Below are 15,323 nucleotides of genomic sequence, written 5' to 3'. Positions count from 1 at the left end.
CTGCGTGTTCGGTCGTAGGCTGGATCGGTGAACGCTGAGCAGACGTCGAACCTTCCCCAGCTGCGCAGACCCATTCTGCTCGCGGCCTTCGAGGGATGGAACGACGCCGGGGACGCCGCCAGCAGCGCCGTCGAGCACCTGGCACTCGAATGGGACGCCCGACCCCTCGCCGACATCGACTCCGATGAATACTACGACTTCCAGGTCAATCGCCCCACCGTGAATCAGATCGACGGTGTCACGCGCCGGATCGACTGGCCGACGACGTCCATCTCGTACTGCAGTCCGCGCGGCGCCGACCGCGACATCGTGCTGGTCCGCGGGATCGAACCCAACATGCGGTGGCGGGCGTTCTGCGCGGAGATCGTCGACCTCGCGCAGGAGCTCGGGGTCGAGACCACGGTGATGCTGGGCGCCCTGCTCGCCGACACCCCGCACACCCGCCCGGTGCCGGTGACCGGCGCCGCCTACAGCAGCGAGTCCGCGGCCCGCTACAACCTCGCCGAGAGCCGCTACGAGGGGCCCACCGGCATCACCGGGGTCCTCCAGGACCTCTTCGTCCAGGCGGGCCTGCCGGCCGTGTCGTTCTGGGCGGCGGTCCCCCACTATGTGTCGACGCCGCCGAACCCGAAGGCGACGGTGGCGCTGTTGACCCGGGTCGAGGAGGTCCTCGACATCGAGGTGCCGCTGGGCACGCTCCCCGAACAGGCGGAGGAATGGGAACGCGCGGTCACCGAGATGACCGAGGACGACGAGGAGATCGCCGACTACGTGCGCGGGCTCGAGGAGCGCGGCGACGCCGAGGTCGATCCGGACGAGGTGATGGCGAAGATCGACGGCGACGCACTGGCCGCCGAGTTCGAGCGCTATCTCAAGCGCCGCGGTCAGGGTCCGTTCGGGTCCTGAGCCCGGCTGCCGGGGGTCAGCCGATCTTCTCGATCGACACGACGGGCGTGGTGATCCGCCAGGTGCGGACGTCGGGATCGTCGGCGGCGCGCACCCAGAACTGCGCGGATTCTCCCAGGCGACAGGACTTCACGCCGAGCAGCGGGATGTCCTCGGAATCACGCCGGAGCCGGCTGACCGTCCAGTCCTCGTTGTCGGTGCCACCGACCCCGGGGGCTCGCAGGAGCGTCATCTCGCTGAAATCCAGCAGATAGGTCGACGTCCGGGTGACGACGGTGTACACCCCGGCGTCGGTCTCTGGTCGGATCTCTTGCACGCGCGTCACGCCAGCACTCTACCCAGACGCCGCCGAGCAGACATCTCGGTGCGCAGGACAGCGCTCCTCAGACGCCGGGCGCCGGCGGGATCCCGAGCAGCGCATCGACCGCGGCCGCGAGTTCGGCGGGCGCCGTCGTCGACGAACCGATGCCGTTGCGCACGTCTGCGCACCAACCGTCGACTGCGGCAAGCGCTTTGGGGGTGTCGAGGTCGTCGGCGAGGTGCTGGCGGAGGCGCGCGATGACCGGCCCGGCGTCGGGTCCGGTGCTCGCGCCGAGCGCCGCACGCCACCGGGCGAGTCGTTGCACAGCGGTGTCGAGGACCTCGGCGGTCCACATCCGATCACCGCGGTAGTGGTCGGCGAGCAGTGCGAGGCGGATGGCCGCCGGGTCCACCCCGTCGCCGCGCAGCACCGAGACGAACACGAGGTTGCCGCGGCTCTTGGACATCTTCTCGCCGTCGAGGCCGACCATTCCGGTGTGCACGTAGTGCCGGGCGAACCGTCGCGAACCGGTGAGGGCCTCGCCGTGCGCGGCGGAGTACTCGTGGTGCGGGTAGATGAGATCGTTGCCGCCGCCCTGGATGTCGAACTCGATCCCGAGCCGGTTCAGCGCGATCGCCGAACACTCGATGTGCCAACCCGGGCGGCCGGGTCCGAACGGCGACTCCCACGACGGTTCGCCGGGACGTTCGGCGCGCCACAGGAGCGCGTCGAGCGGATCGCGCTTACCGGGACGATCGGGGTCGCCGCCGCGCTCGGCGAAGAATCGCGCCATCGTCTCGCGGTCGTAGCCCGACTCGTACCCGAACTGTTCGGTGGCGTCGGTGCGGAAGTAGACGTCCGGGAACTCGGCGTCGTCCACGGTGTAGGCGGCACCGGAGGCCAACAGCTTGTCGACGACCTCGACGACCTCGCTGACCGACTCGACCGCGCCGATGTAGTCGCGTGGCGGCAGTACTCGCAGGGCGGTCATGTCGTCGCGGAACAGCTGCGTCTCCCGAGCACCGAGGTCGCGCCAGTCGATGCCGTCGCGGTCGGCCCGCTCGAACAACGGGTCGTCGACGTCGGTCACGTTCTGGACGTAGTGGACCTCGTGACCCTGATCGCGCAGCACCCGATTGACCTGATCGAAGGTCACGTAGGTGGCAGCGTGCCCCAGGTGGGTGGCGTCGTAGGGGGTGATGCCGCAGACGTACATGGTCGCCGTCGCCCCGGGCGAGACGGGACGGACCGCACGGTCGGCGGTGTCGTAGAGACGGAGGGCGGGTCCACTGCCCGGAACGGCGGGGAGTTCGAGATCGGGCCACGACTGCATGCGTCCACTGTATTGCCCACGGCGCGCGAGCTGTTCACTCCCCTCGCGCCCGACGGACCGTACCGCCTCAGGACGTCTCAGGACACCTCAGAACGGCGGCCACGGAATCGGCCGATGGCCGGGCGGATGCGGCATGGTCGCGCTCTCGGCGACCACGATCGCCCGGATCGCCAGCGACTCGACCTCGTCGGGGGTGATGTGTTCGACGAGCTGCGCGCGCAGCGCCGATCCGTCGGTCTCCAGACTCTCGGCGAGCTCGGCGATGTCGGCCACGAGGTGCCCGGGGACCGGCTCCCCCGCCCAGCCCCACAGCACCGTCCGCAGCTTGTCCTCGCTGTGCAGGCAGATCCCGTGATCGATGCCGTAGACGCCGCCGTCGAGCCCCTCCAGCACATGCCCGCCCTTGCGGTCGGCGTTGTTGAGGATCACGTCGAGCACCGACATCCGCTGAAGTCGCGGGTCGTCGGCGTGCACCAGCACGACGGGGTCGCCGTACGGGTCGTAGGCCTGGAGCACGGCGAGGTATCCGGCGGGTACGGCACCCACCGGGCACAGGTCGACGAGGTCGACCCGCGGTTCGGTCTCCGGGATCGGGTGATCGGTGTTGTCGGGTGTCTCGACCCAGCGCTGCACCATCCCGGGCCCGAGCGGGCCGTCGCGGTGCACGGTGGTCGGAATGGTGTCCCAGCCGAGCGCCTCGGAGATCAGGTACGACGCGACCTCCCGTCCGGCGAGGGTGCCGTCGGGGAAGTCCCACAGCGGGACCTCCCCGCGCACCGGCTTGTAGACACAGCGCACGGAGGTCTGCGTGTCGAGCACCGCGTCGCACACGAGCGTCGCGTTGCTGGCCGACGGGATCCGGCCGAGGATCGTGAGTTCGCCTTCGCGGAGGACGTGGTCGGCCGCGGGCTCGTCAGTCACGCGCGGAGGGGTCGGCGTCACCGGGCTCGTCGGGGTCGTCGGACTCCCCGGGCGGCGGTGCGCCCCCCTCTTGGCCCAAGGGGTCGTCGTCGACCGCAAGGCTCGGATCGCCCTGTGCAGCAAGGCTGTTGAAGACATCGGGGTCGATGAAGTCGAGGGACTTGCTCAACTCCGCATCCCGCTTGTAGCCGTTGGTCCGGATACACAGGTGGCCCTCGGGGTCGAGCGGTTCGCTGCACAGCGGGCACGGTTGCCGACCCGCCGAGATCACCTTCGACGACCGCGCGGCGAACTCACGGGCGGCCGCGGTGGTCAGGAAGACCCGCACCGCGTCCGGACCCTCGTCGGTGTCGTCGAGCACGACGCTCTCGTCGAACTCCCCCTCCGTGACGGCGAGCAGCTCGACCACCACGGCCTCGGACTCCGCGTCCCATCCCAGACCCATCGTGCCGACCCGGAACTCGGCATCGACCGGCATCACCAGCGGACTCAGGTCGCCGACCCGGTCGGTCTCCGGCGGGATCGGGGTGCCGAAGCGGCGGTGGATCTCGTCGAGCAGTGCGCCGATCCGGTCCGCCAGGATCTGGACCTGCTGCTTCTCCAGCATCACGCTGATGATGCGGGCCTCGTGGACCGCCTGGAGGTAGAACGTACGGTCACCGGGCTGCCCGATCGTGCCCGCCACGAAGCGGTCCGGGCTCCGGAACACATGGATGGCTCGAGACATCACACCTCCTTCGTCGTCTGGTTCATTATCCCGATGTCGCCGGGATCGTCGCGGTCCCGTTCGGCGACGGCGCGACATCCGCCCCGGTGTCGCCGCCCACGACCGCGTCGTCGGCGGGCCGCTGCCCGTCCTCGGCCGGCGGTGGGGGCTTCGGTATGGACAGGTTCTCGGTGGTGTTCACCGTGTGCACGTACGGGCGCGACGACGCGTACCGGATCACGCTGATCGACGCCGGCTCGACGACGATGCGCTGGAAGGCATCGAGATGAGTGCCCATGGCGTCGGCGATGATCGACTTGATGACGTCGCCGTGCGAGCAGGCGATCCACACCCCGGAGCCGTCGGGTCCGCCATGGATCCGGTCCAGTTCACGGATCGCACGCACGGCTCGGGCCTGGACGTCGGCCAGACCCTCGCCGTCGGGGAACACCGCGGCCGAGGGCTGCTGCTGCACGACCTTCCACAGCGGTTCCTTCAGGAGTTCCGAGATCGACCGACCGGTCCATCCGCCGTAGTCGACCTCCGCGAGATCGTCGACGACGATCTCGGGCGGCGCCTGCCCGTCGGTGCCCAGCGCGGCCAGCAGTGGCGCGACCGTCTCGGCGCACCGGTCGAGCGGCGACCGCGCCACCGCCCGGATGGAGCCGAGATGGTCGCCGAGGCGTCGAACCAGATCGTCGGCCTGGGCGCGCCCGCGGTCGTCGAGATGGACGCCGGCGCTGCGACCGGCGAGCACCCCCGAGGTGTTCGCCGTCGAACGGCCGTGCCGGAGAAGGATCACGGTCATCCCACAACCATAGGCACCGGCCGCGCGGGCCCGCACGGCGCGCGGAGTCCGGCGCGGCGGGCGCGGCGTCATGTCGCCGAGATCACGCCCGTCGACAGCAACACGATCAGCGTCACGCCGAGCACGATGCGGTAGGCGCCGAACCAGTTCATCGAATGCGCGCTGACGAATTTCAGCAGCCAGGCGATCGCGGCGTAGCCGACGACGAAGGCGATCAGCGTCGCGACGAGCAGCTGCGATCCGCTGGCCTGCGTGCCCTCTCCGCTGGGGTCGAAGGCGTCGGGGAGGCTGAACAGGCCCGACGCGGTGACCGCGGGGATGGCCAGCAGGAACGAGAAGCGGAACGCGGCTTCACGTTCGAGCCCGAGGAACAGACCCGCACTCGCCGTGGCGCCGGAGCGCGACACCCCCGGGATCAGCGCGAGGCACTGCGCGCCGCCCATCACGAGGCCGTCGCGCAGGGTCAGCTGCTCGAGGTTCCGTTGCTTCTGCCCGTACCGTTCGGCCAGCCAGAACACCCCGGCGAACAGGATGAGCATGATCGCGACGAGCCACAGGTTGCGACCGGTGGTGCGGATCTCGTCTTTGAACAGATAGCCGATCAGTCCGATCGGGATGGTCGCGAAGATCACATACCAGCCGATCCGATAGTCGACGTTCCGCTCGTCGGCGTGGCGCAGACCCCGGAACCAGGCGGTGACGATGCGGATGATGTCGCGGCCGAAGAACACGAGGACCGCGGCCTCGGTCCCGAGTTGGGTGACCGCGGTGAAGGAGGCGCCGGCGTCCTCGCCGAACATCAGCTCGGAGGCGATCCGGAGATGTCCGGAGGACGAGATCGGCAAGAACTCGGTGAGGCCCTGCAACGCCCCGAGGACGATCGACTGGGTCCACGTCATGGTGTCGGTCACGGCGCCCGATGCTACTTGGGACCGCCCCGGTCGACCCGACTGGCGACACGGCCTCGACCCTCCCGACCGGCGTTCGGATGCGGTCACGCAAGATGGGGACATGTCCTCGCCGCGACCATCCCAGCCCCCTCACCAGTTCCGCACGGGCGTCTCGCGATTGCGCGGTCCGGTCGCCGCGGCGGCGGCACTGGTGATCGGTGTGGGCATGATCACCGCGTGCGGATCCGACGACGGCACGCCGGACGTACCGACCGTGACGCCGGCGACCGCACCCGAGGCGCCGGCGAGTTCGGCGTCGGCTCCCGCCGGCACCGTCGTCCCCGCGCCCGCGGGGGCGCGCGCGCTCGCGACGTCGGGCGGGACCGTCGCCGTCCTCTCGGCCGACGGGAACCAGATCCTCCGCTACGACGCGGGAAACGTGACCGCGCCTCCGCGGACCATCGCCGTCCCTGGCCTCGTCGCCCTGGCGGCGGGTGACGACGGCGAGTATGTCGGCGCCGGCCCGGGTGTGCTCGTCGTCGTCGACGCCGAGGGCCGGGTCCAGACCGGCGATCTCGAGTCCGACCAGCCGACCGCGGTGACGCGCACCCCGACCGGCTTCCTCGTCGTCGGCACGGCGGACGGACGCGTTCTCGTGTACGACGCCGACTTCGCGAAGAAGCACGATGTCGATCGGTTCGTCCGGGTGGACTCGTTGACGGCCGCGCCGGAATCGGCCGGGGAGCTCGGTGGGCAGGTCGTCGTGCTGGATCGCGCACAGTCGTCGGTGACCCCCGTCGACCCCGGGTCCGGCGAACTCGGGCCGGCTCTTCGTGCGGGCAACGGGGCGACCAACTCCACCGTGGACGAGTTCGGACGGGTGCTGGTGGCCAACACCCGCGACGGCGAGATCCTCGGCTTCTTCGGATCACCTCTGGTGATGCGCTTTCGCTACCCGGTTGCGGACGGACCGTACGCCGTAGACTACGACGACACCCGGGACCGGCTCTGGGTGTCGACGACCGGCAACAACGAGGTGGTGGCCTATGACCTGGCGGACGGCGAACCCACCGAGGTCCAGCGGTTCGCCTCGGTCGTGCAGCCCGACCGGATCGCGGTCGACGAGTCGGGCACCGTCTACGTGCTCTCCGCGCGCGACGGCGGACTCCAGGTGGTCACCGATGAGCGGGCCGAATGAGTCCTGATCGTTCGGGCACGCGACCCGCACGCACCTCGGCTCGGCACGGCTCCCGCTATCCGGAGGGCTGGGAGGTCACCACGGAGGACGTCGAGTGCGTCCTGTTGCGTCTGCCACCCGATGTGACCCGAGTGACCGCCTCGATGCGCCTGGCCCTCGAAGCCGAGTTCGGCGGCTGGGAACTGTCGCGGGTGCGGCTCTACTCCGACGGCACCCGGAAAGTGCTGCTGAAGCGGCGCCGCCCGCCGCGTGGTTCACGCGGCTCCCACAGCGACGACTCGGCCGACGATCGGTCCCCCGACCAGAACGGCCACGACCCCCGGAGCGCACGCGCATGCTGAAGTCCCGCAGAGCCACCGGAGTACTTCCCGTCCTCAACCGGTGGTGCTATCCCCTCCTGCGCTCGATCATGTTCCGCGTCGATCCGGAGAGGATCCACCACATCGTCTTCGCGGTCCTGCGCGTCGTCGGACGGTTTCCGCCGCTGGCGTTCCTGACCGCCAAGCTGCTGGCCCAGCACGACCCGGTCTTGCGCACACGGGTCTTCGGTGTCGACTTCCCCGCCCCGATCGGTCTGGCGGCCGGGTTCGACAAGACGGCCGGTGCGGTGAACACCTGGGGCCAGATCGGATTCGGCTTCGCCGAGATCGGCACGATCACCGGTCAGGGGCAGCCCGGCAATCCGACGCCGCGCCTGTTCCGTCTTCCCGCCGACCGTGCGCTGATCAACCGGATGGGCTTCAACAATCCGGGTGCCGAGGTGGCCGCGCAGCACCTGATGGATGTCCGACGGGGGCCGGTCTCGGTGCCCATCGGCGCCAACATCGGCAAGACCAAGGTCGTCCCGGTCGACGACGCGATCGACGACTACCGGCGCTCGGCCGAATTGCTGGGACCCCTGTCGGATTTCGTCGTCGTCAACGTGAGTTCGCCCAACACCCCGGGGCTGCGGGATCTGCAGGCCGTGGACTCGCTGCGGCCCATCTTGACCGCGGTACTCGGTGTGGTTCACGTCCCGGTGCTGCTCAAGATCGCGCCCGATCTCGTCGACGACGACGTCGACGCCGTGGCGGATCTGGCGGTCGAACTCGGCCTGGCCGGAATCGTCGCCACCAACACCACGATCGGTCGTGAGGGTCTGCGCAGTTCGTCGGACGAGGTCCGGGAGATCGGTGCGGGTGGCCTGTCCGGGCCGCCGGTCGCCGCGCGCTCGCTGACCGTCCTGCGCCGGCTCTACAACCGGGTGGGCGGCCGGATCGCGCTCGTCAGTGTCGGCGGCATCGAGACGGTCGACCAGGCCTGGGAACGGATCTGCGCCGGCGCCGACCTCCTGCAGGTCTACACCGGCTTCATCTACGGAGGCCCGGTGTGGCTGACGGAGCTCCACGCCGGCCTCGCACAGCGGGCGCGGGCAGGTGGCTTCGCCTCGATCTCCGACGCGGTCGGTTGCGCGGCTCGCAACCAGCCGTGAGGGTCACCGTTGGCCCGGCGGTCTCGCACCACCGGGCCATCGATGGCCGGAGTCAGACGTTCTCGCCGGGCTGTTCGTAGGTCCCGACGAGTGTTGCGCGCGCGATCGCGTGGGAGAACAGGTTGAATCCCAGGTACGCGGGCGTCGCGTTCTCCGGCAGACCGAGGGACTCGGTGTCGACGGCGTGCACGACGACGAAGTACCGGTGCGGACCGTGTCCGGGCGGCGGCGCCGCACCGATGTACCGGCGCAGCGAGGCGTCGTTGCTGAGGGTGACCGCGCCGTCGGGCAGCCCGGAACCCTCCTCGTCGCCTGCGCCCTCGGGGAGGCTCGTGACCGAGGCGGGGATGTCGGCGACCGCCCAGTGCCAGAACCCGGCGGCGGTGGGGGCGTCGGGGTCGTACACGGTGACGGCGAAACTCTTGGTCTCGGCGGGGAACCCGGACCAGCTCAGCTGCGGCGAGAGGTCCTCGCCACCCGCGCCCATGATCCCGCTCACCTGTCCGTTGGCCAGCGCGGCCCCGTCGGTGAGGCTCTCCGAGGTCAGGGTGAAGCCGGGGAGGCTCGGTAGCGGGGAGTACGGGTCGAATGACGACATGTGTTCACCTTTCTCACGTTTCGCGCGTCGGAAGAGTGCGGGGCATTCTCCGACCGATAGGTCAGGGTCGCCGAAGAAGCCGTGCTGCTCACTCTAGGTGAGGGTTCAGCTGTGCCGCAGAAAGTGCTCGAAGACCTTGGTGCCGAACAGAACCGAGTCGACGGGCACGCGCTCGTCGACGCCGTGGAACAGCGCCGCGAAATCGAGTTCGGGCGGTAGTCGCAACGGCGCGAAGCCGAAGCACCGGATGCCCAGCTTCGCGAATGCCTTGGCGTCGGTGCCGCCGGAGAGCATGTACGGCACCGTCTTTCCCTGGGGGTCGTGTTCGAGGACGGCGGCATTCATCGCCTCGACCAGATCGCCGTCGAAGGTGGTCTCGTAGGAATCGAGATGGGTGATCCACTCGCGCCGCACGTTGGGACCGATGAGTTCGTCGATCTCCTTCTCGAAGGCGGCCTGGCGTCCGGGGAGCACCCGGCAGTCGATGACCGCCTCCGCCTTCTGCGGGATGACATTGGCCTTGTAGCCGGCCTTGAGCATCGTGGGATTGGCGGTGTCGCGGAGCGTCGCGCCGATGATCCGCGCGAGATTGCCCAGTTTGAACAGCGACGTCTCCAGGTCGGGCGCCTCGGGACTCAGGTCCAGGCCCGTTTCCGCGCTGACCTCGGCCAGGAACTGGCTCACCGACTCGGTCATCACCAGAGGGAACCGGTGCCGTCCGATCCGGGCGACCGCCTCGGCGACCTCGGTCACGGCGTTCTCCTCGTGCAGGAACGATCCGTGTCCCGCGCGGGCCTCTGCGGTGAGTCGCATCCACGCGAGGCCCTTCTCGGCCGTCTCGACCAGATAGAGCCGCCGCTGCGTGCCGTCGGGCCGGTCGACGGTGAGTGAGAAGCCGCCGACCTCGCCGACCGCCTCGGTGATGCCCTCGAACAGGTCGGGCCGGTTCTCGACGAGCCAGTGCGAACCCCACGACCCGCCGGCCTCCTCGTCGGCGAGGAAGGCGAACACGAGCTCACGGGGCGGGACGGTGCCGTCCCGTTTGAACTGCCGCGCGAGCGCCAGGGCCATGCCGGCCATGTCCTTCATGTCGACCGCGCCCCGACCCCAGATGTAACCGTCCTTGATGGCCCCGGAGAACGGATGCACACTCCAGTCGGCCGGCTCGGCGGGCACGACGTCGAGGTGGGCGTGGATGAGCAGTGCGCCACGTTCGGAATCCGGAGGTCCGGCGAGCCGCGCGAACACGTTGCCCCGGCCCGGCCGCCCGGATTCGACGTACTGGGTCGTGTAGCCCACCTCCTCGAGATGCTCGGCCACCCAGCGGGCGCACTCCTCCTCGCCCTTGGTGGTCTCGGGCTCGCCCGTGTTGGAGGTGTCGAAACGGATCAATCGACTGACCAGATCGACCACTTCGTCGGTCGCAGACTGTGTAGACACCCCTCACTCCTACGGGATTTGGGATACACGGGCAACCTCGGTTAGGGTTATCCCGCTGCAGCGAGACGGGTCGAAAGATCACCGGCGAGAGATCGCCGGAACCCTCACCGCGGCACGCAGGTCCGAGTGGCGGAATGGCAGACGCGCTAGCTTGAGGTGCTAGTGTCCTATTAACGGACGTGGGGGTTCAAGTCCCCCCTCGGACACCACGAGAACAACGAGAAGAACCCCGGCTCACCGCCGGGGTTCTTCTCGTTGTGGGTTGATCGTCTTGTGGGTCAATCGTCCCGCCGCAGCCCTCAGGGCGCGACGGAATCCGCCAGCGCCCCCCAGGCCCGCGAGTACGGCAGGTCGATCGAGTTCTCCACGAACGACCGCAGGATCGCCCGGCGCAGTCGTCGCTGCACCGCCCACTGGCCGTTCGGCTTGGTCTTCACCGTCAATCGCAGGACGACCTGATCCGACGACACCTCCTGGACGCCGAGCATCTCGATCTGTCCGAGAATGTCCGTCGAGTCCTCCTCGATCGCGGTGCGGGCCGCGTCATCGGCCACCTGCTGCGCCTTGTCGATGTCGGCGCCGGGTGCCACCGGGACGTCGACGCGCGCGACCGCGAACTCCTGGCTCATGTTGCCCACGCGGGCGATCTCACCGTTGCGGACGTACCAGAGGGTGCCGTCGATGTCGCGCAGGGTGGTCACACGCAGTCCCACCGACTCCACCTCGCCGACCGCCTCGCCGAGGTCCACGATGTCACCCACGCCGTACTGGTCCTCGAGCAGCATGAACACACCGGTCACGAAGTCGCGCACCAGATTCTGCGCACCGAAACCGATTGCGAGGCCGACGATCCCGGCCGAGGCGATGAACGGTGCGATGTTGACGCCCAGCACGCTGAGCACCGACAGCACGACCCAGACGAGCAAGACGATCGAGACCGTCGATTTCAGTACCGAGCCGATCGTCGCGGCCCGCTGGGCCCGCCGCGCGGCGATCTGCGCGTTGCGTTCGGTGGATGCCGACTTGGAGCGCAGCCCGCGCATGAGGGCCGCACCCCGGCCCGGCTCCCCGCCGGCGGCCCGTGGCCGGGTGGCGCGGTCGATGGAGCGGTGGATGACGAACCGGACGATCAACGCGACGATCACGTAAGCGACGATGCGAGCGGGATTCTCGATCAGCCATTCGCGATTCGTTTCCGTCCATTCGAAGGCAGAGTCCTGAATCGACATGGGTCCGACCGTACGGACGATGACATCGTTGTCCAGTCACCGCGGCACCCCGCCGGCGCGGCAGGGCGGATGTGCGGGATCGGAAACCGTTGTCAGCCTGCGGTGAACGTGACGATGTTCTGATCGAGGATCATCTGATCCTCGTGTGTGCTCTCCGTCACGCCGGGGACGAGCCGCAGCGGCACCCCGGTTCCCTCGGAGACGTCGAAGGCCGCGGTGTCGGCCACCCGCCCGGTGATGGTGAACTCCTCGGTCACACTCGGGACACCCTGGGACCCGAGGAACTCCGGTCCGTTCATGACATGCACATGCAGGTGTGGTGCCACCGAGTTCCCGCTGTTGCCGACCTTGCCGATGACGTCGCCGCGCCGTACGCGATCGCCCGGCGCGAAACGCACCGAACCGGGTTGCATGTGCGCATAGTTCACATAGAAGCCGTCGCCGATGTCGAGAACGAGGTTGTTGCCGTCGGCGTCTGCGATCGCCAGATCCGCGGGAAACGACCCCGGCGTCTGCTCCGGCAGATCGTTGCGACTGGCGACGACCGTGCCGTCGGCCACGGCGAGCACGTCGTCGCCGAAGATCCGATAGCTCGCGGGGTCTTTCGCGTCACCGACGAAGATCCGTCCGTCCGCGTCGGCCTGCTCCCAGTCCACCGCGTAGCGCTGGGCGAGGACGGGAGACCCGTTCAGCGGGAGGATCGCGCGGGTGTGCCGGACCGCGTCGCAGCACGCGTCGGCGGCGATGTAGCGTTCGCCGGCGAGCGGGGGTCCCAGGACCGGGACGGTCGAGTCGCTCACCGTGACGGGCGCGATGCGTTCGTCGACCTCCCGCATACCCGGCGGTGCCGTGTCGGCGCGCACCGAGACCTCGTGGACGAGTTGCTTCGGCGCTTCCGACGAGAAGACCACATGGACGAAGAGGACTCCGTTCTGTCCCGGCGCCAGCACCTGCGAGTACTCCTCCGGTGCTCCCGGGGCCGGCGGCACCGACGGTGCGCCGGTGGGCTTGAGCCGGGTGCGGACCCCGTTCTCGTCGAGGACGAGGAGCGGTTCGTCGTCGGCGGTCGCGTCGAGCACCCCCACCCCGGCGATCGTCACCGGTGTGCGCATGTAGTTGGTCAGCGAGACCTCGTAGACGAGGTGGTTGTTCCCGTCGGAACCGGCGAACGGCGTCGGGGCGAACATCACCGAACCGACCACCGGTGTGACGACGGGCTCCGATGGTGCGCCGCTCGACGAGGCCGCGGCACTGCCCGAGGAGGCGTCCGGATCCGACGAATCCGTGCCGCACGCGCTCGCCAGGAGTATCGCGCCGGCGCCGAGGGCTGCCAGCGCGAGTCGTGTCGAGGCCATCGGCTCCTCCGGGACTCATCAGGCCGACGACCGTTCGTCCCGGCTGCGGTGAGCGTAGGGGCCCGGCGGGGTGGCGCGCCGACCTTCGGGCCGCACCCGGCACAATTGTGTGGTGACCCAGCGCCTGTTCTTCGACTGCGACACCGGAATCGACGACTCACTCGCGCTGATCTACCTGCTCGCTCGCGCCGATGTCGACCTCGTCGGCGTGGCGTCGACCGCAGGCAACGTGCCCGTCGACGTCGTCACGGCCAACAATCTCTCGTGGCTGGAGCTGTGCGGTCGCACTGAGGTACCGGTCCACACCGGTTCGGCCACTCCCCTGGTCGCGGCTCTGATGACCACCGAGGACACGCACGGACCGCTGGGCGTCGGACACGCCGAGCTGCCGGCTCCGACGACGACACCGAGCCATCTCGACGCCGCCGACGCCTGGATCGAGGCCTCGCAGGCACACGACGGCGAACTCGTCGGCCTGGTGACCGGACCGCTCACGTCTCTGGCGACCGCGATCCGACGGGATCCGGGCCTACCGGCTCGTCTGCGGCGCCTGGTCATCATGGGCGGCGCCTTCCACACGCACGGCAACACGACGCCCACCTCGGAGTGGAACGTCGCCGTCGATCCGGAGGCGGCCGCCGAGGTGTTCGCCGCGTTCGGCACCGCGGGCGCCACCGAGCCCATCGTCTGCGCACTCGATATCACCGAGTCGGTCATCCTGACCCCCGACCACGTGGTCCGGCTCGCGGCCGCCGCCGGCAGCACACCCGTCGAGTGCCCGGACCCGACCGACGACCGCGGACTCCGATCGGTCGCCGACAACGAGCTGATCCGGCACCTGGTCGACGCCCTGCGGTTCTACTTCGAATTCCACGACGACCACGACGAGGGCTACATCGCCCACCTCCACGACCCGTTCGCCGCGCTGGTCGCGCTGGCCCCCGACACGGTGCAGACGCGCGCCGCGCGCGTCGACGTCGAACTCGCCGGCACCCTGACCCGGGGCATGACCGTTGCCGACGAACGGTGGATGACCTCGCCGGGACCCAACGCCCGTATCGCGACCTCCGTCGACGTGGACGCCGTGTTCGACGAACTCATCGAGACGATCGGCGCGTTCGCCCGCAGCCGTGCTCCCGAGGTCGTCGGCACCGCCCCGGAGAAGTCCACGGACTAGTCTGGACGGGTGACTCGACTCGGTTACCAGATCCCGAACTTCACCTACCCCGGAGTCCCCGCCGACCGGTTGTTCCCCACCGTGGTCGCGCAGGCACGCGAAGCCGAGGACTCCGGCTTCGACACCGTGTTCGTGATGGACCACTTCTATCAGCTGCCGATGCTGGGCGAGCCCGACGATCCGATGATCGAGTGCTACACCCTTCTCGCGGCTCTTGCCCAGCACACCTCGACGGTGCGCCTGTCGTCGCTGGTCACCGGAAACACCTACCGCAACCCGACCCTGCTCGCGAAGACGATCACGGCACTCGACGTCGTGTCCGGCGGTCGGGCCCAGCTCGGCATCGGCGCGGGATGGTATGAGCTGGAACATGATTCCCTCGGCTACGAGTTCGGGACGTTCACCGACCGGTTCGAACGTCTCGAGGAGGCGCTGCAGATCATCCTCGGCATGCTCGCCGGGGAGGCTCCGAGCCTCGACGGCAAGCGCTACCGGGTCGCGAAAGCCCTCAATGTGCCGGCGCCGCTGTCGAAGATCCCGGTGATGATCGGCGGCGGGGGCGAACGCAAGACGTTGCGGATGGTCGCGCAGTACGCCGACGAATCGAACTTGCTGTGCTTGCCCGCCGACATCCCGCGCAAGCTCGACGCCCTCGCCGAACACTGCGAACGGCTCGGCCGGGACCGCTCGGAGATCACCGTGACGGTGCAGACGTCGGCGTGCGTGGCTCCCACCCACGACGAGGCGAATGCCGAGCTGGAGGCCTACCTGCAGCGCACACCGGCGGCCGAGGTGCGCCGCGGGTCGACGATCGTCGGCGACCCCGACGAGGTCGCCGCCCGCTACGCCGACATCCTGGCCACCGGGGTCGACGGCGTCACCGTGAACGCACCCGCCAACGGCCATGTGCCGGGCCGGGTCTCGCTTCTCGGCGAGACGCTCGCGCCGCTGCTTGCCTGACCGCTGCTCCCTGAGGTGAGTTGAGCGAAA

The 15,323-nt window shown here is 69.3% G+C and carries 16 protein-coding genes and 1 tRNA gene; 7 read left to right on the top strand and 10 right to left on the bottom strand.

Annotated features, from left to right (window positions below; translation table 11 throughout):
- Window positions 1–27: 27 nt before the first annotated feature.
- Complete coding sequence (locus KTR9_RS12990; protein ID WP_004019089.1) at window positions 28–906, top strand: PAC2 family protein; 879 nt, start codon at window positions 28–30, stop codon at window positions 904–906.
- Between the two features lie 16 nt (window positions 907–922).
- Here the strand turns inward: KTR9_RS12990 and KTR9_RS12985 are convergent, their stop codons facing one another.
- The 6 genes from KTR9_RS12985 to KTR9_RS12960 all read right to left on the bottom strand — a co-directional run bounded on the left by KTR9_RS12985 (window position 923) and on the right by KTR9_RS12960 (window position 5,886).
- Window positions 923–1,231, bottom strand: coding sequence for a hypothetical protein (locus KTR9_RS12985; protein WP_010841070.1), 309 nt, complete (start codon window positions 1,229–1,231; stop codon window positions 923–925).
- A gap of 58 nt (window positions 1,232–1,289) precedes the next feature.
- Window positions 1,290–2,540, bottom strand: a complete 1,251-nt coding sequence (gene mshC, locus KTR9_RS12980) for a cysteine--1-D-myo-inosityl 2-amino-2-deoxy-alpha-D-glucopyranoside ligase (protein WP_014926721.1) — start codon at window positions 2,538–2,540, stop codon at window positions 1,290–1,292.
- Between the two features lie 87 nt (window positions 2,541–2,627).
- Window positions 2,628–3,482: an SCO1664 family protein gene (locus KTR9_RS12975; RefSeq protein ID WP_014926720.1), complete on the bottom strand. Its 855-nt coding sequence runs from the start codon at window positions 3,480–3,482 to the stop codon at window positions 2,628–2,630.
- Window positions 3,454–4,188 (bottom strand): DUF3090 domain-containing protein, encoded by a 735-nt coding sequence (locus tag KTR9_RS12970; RefSeq protein WP_044506633.1) that lies wholly within the window; start codon window positions 4,186–4,188, stop codon window positions 3,454–3,456. Before KTR9_RS12970 ends, KTR9_RS12975 begins: the two co-directional genes overlap by 29 nt.
- A 25-nt stretch (window positions 4,189–4,213) precedes the next feature.
- Entirely contained in the window at window positions 4,214–4,975 is a 762-nt protein-coding gene (locus tag KTR9_RS12965) for an MSMEG_4193 family putative phosphomutase (RefSeq protein ID WP_044506631.1), read from the bottom strand.
- Window positions 4,976–5,043: 68 nt separating this feature from the next.
- Entirely contained in the window at window positions 5,044–5,886 is an 843-nt protein-coding gene (locus KTR9_RS12960) for an undecaprenyl-diphosphate phosphatase (RefSeq protein WP_014926717.1), read from the bottom strand.
- Window positions 5,887–5,986: 100 nt separating this feature from the next.
- Between KTR9_RS12960 and KTR9_RS12955 the strand changes: the two genes are divergently transcribed.
- From KTR9_RS12955 to KTR9_RS12945, 3 genes are read left to right on the top strand one after another with little or no spacing between them, the layout of a single operon-like run.
- Window positions 5,987–7,063 carry a YncE family protein gene (locus tag KTR9_RS12955; protein WP_014926716.1) on the top strand — a complete coding sequence of 359 codons (1,077 nt, stop codon included), beginning with the start codon at window positions 5,987–5,989 and terminating at the stop codon, window positions 7,061–7,063.
- Window positions 7,060–7,404 (top strand): DUF5703 family protein, encoded by a 345-nt coding sequence (locus KTR9_RS12950; RefSeq protein ID WP_014926715.1) that lies wholly within the window; start codon window positions 7,060–7,062, stop codon window positions 7,402–7,404. Before KTR9_RS12955 ends, KTR9_RS12950 begins: the two co-directional genes overlap by 4 nt.
- Window positions 7,398–8,534: a quinone-dependent dihydroorotate dehydrogenase gene (locus KTR9_RS12945; protein WP_014926714.1), complete on the top strand. Its 1,137-nt coding sequence runs from the start codon at window positions 7,398–7,400 to the stop codon at window positions 8,532–8,534. The genes KTR9_RS12950 and KTR9_RS12945 overlap by 7 nt, the downstream gene beginning before the upstream one ends.
- A gap of 52 nt (window positions 8,535–8,586) precedes the next feature.
- Here the strand turns inward: KTR9_RS12945 and KTR9_RS12940 are convergent, their stop codons facing one another.
- Together KTR9_RS12940 and KTR9_RS12935 are read right to left on the bottom strand one after the other, a co-directional pair.
- Complete coding sequence (locus KTR9_RS12940) at window positions 8,587–9,132, bottom strand: YbhB/YbcL family Raf kinase inhibitor-like protein (protein WP_014926713.1); 546 nt, start codon at window positions 9,130–9,132, stop codon at window positions 8,587–8,589.
- 105 nt (window positions 9,133–9,237) lie between these two features.
- Window positions 9,238–10,572, bottom strand: a complete 1,335-nt coding sequence (locus KTR9_RS12935) for a M20/M25/M40 family metallo-hydrolase (RefSeq protein WP_014926712.1) — start codon at window positions 10,570–10,572, stop codon at window positions 9,238–9,240.
- A gap of 120 nt (window positions 10,573–10,692) precedes the next feature.
- Here KTR9_RS12935 and KTR9_RS12930 point away from each other — a divergent pair.
- Window positions 10,693–10,781 (top strand) — tRNA-Leu (locus tag KTR9_RS12930).
- Window positions 10,782–10,871: 90 nt separating this feature from the next.
- Here KTR9_RS12930 and KTR9_RS12925 read toward each other — a convergent pair.
- Together KTR9_RS12925 and KTR9_RS12920 are read right to left on the bottom strand one after the other, a co-directional pair.
- Window positions 10,872–11,801, bottom strand: coding sequence for a mechanosensitive ion channel family protein (locus KTR9_RS12925; RefSeq protein ID WP_014926711.1), 930 nt, complete (start codon window positions 11,799–11,801; stop codon window positions 10,872–10,874).
- A gap of 92 nt (window positions 11,802–11,893) precedes the next feature.
- Window positions 11,894–13,156, bottom strand: a complete 1,263-nt coding sequence (locus KTR9_RS12920; RefSeq protein ID WP_014926710.1) for a M23 family metallopeptidase — start codon at window positions 13,154–13,156, stop codon at window positions 11,894–11,896.
- Between the two features lie 112 nt (window positions 13,157–13,268).
- Between KTR9_RS12920 and KTR9_RS12915 the strand changes: the two genes are divergently transcribed.
- Both KTR9_RS12915 and KTR9_RS12910 read left to right on the top strand, forming a co-directional pair.
- On the top strand, window positions 13,269–14,333 hold the full coding sequence (locus KTR9_RS12915; RefSeq protein ID WP_044507899.1) for a nucleoside hydrolase: 1,065 nt from the start codon (window positions 13,269–13,271) through the stop codon (window positions 14,331–14,333).
- Between the two features lie 9 nt (window positions 14,334–14,342).
- On the top strand, window positions 14,343–15,293 hold the full coding sequence (locus tag KTR9_RS12910; protein WP_014926708.1) for an LLM class F420-dependent oxidoreductase: 951 nt from the start codon (window positions 14,343–14,345) through the stop codon (window positions 15,291–15,293).
- Window positions 15,294–15,323: the final 30 nt, after the last annotated feature.

Source organism: Gordonia sp. KTR9, from assembly GCF_000143885.2.
Classification (GTDB): Bacteria; Actinomycetota; Actinomycetes; order Mycobacteriales; family Mycobacteriaceae; genus Gordonia.
Note: the sequence above shows the minus strand (reverse complement) of the source record. Positions and strands in the feature narration are given on the sequence as shown.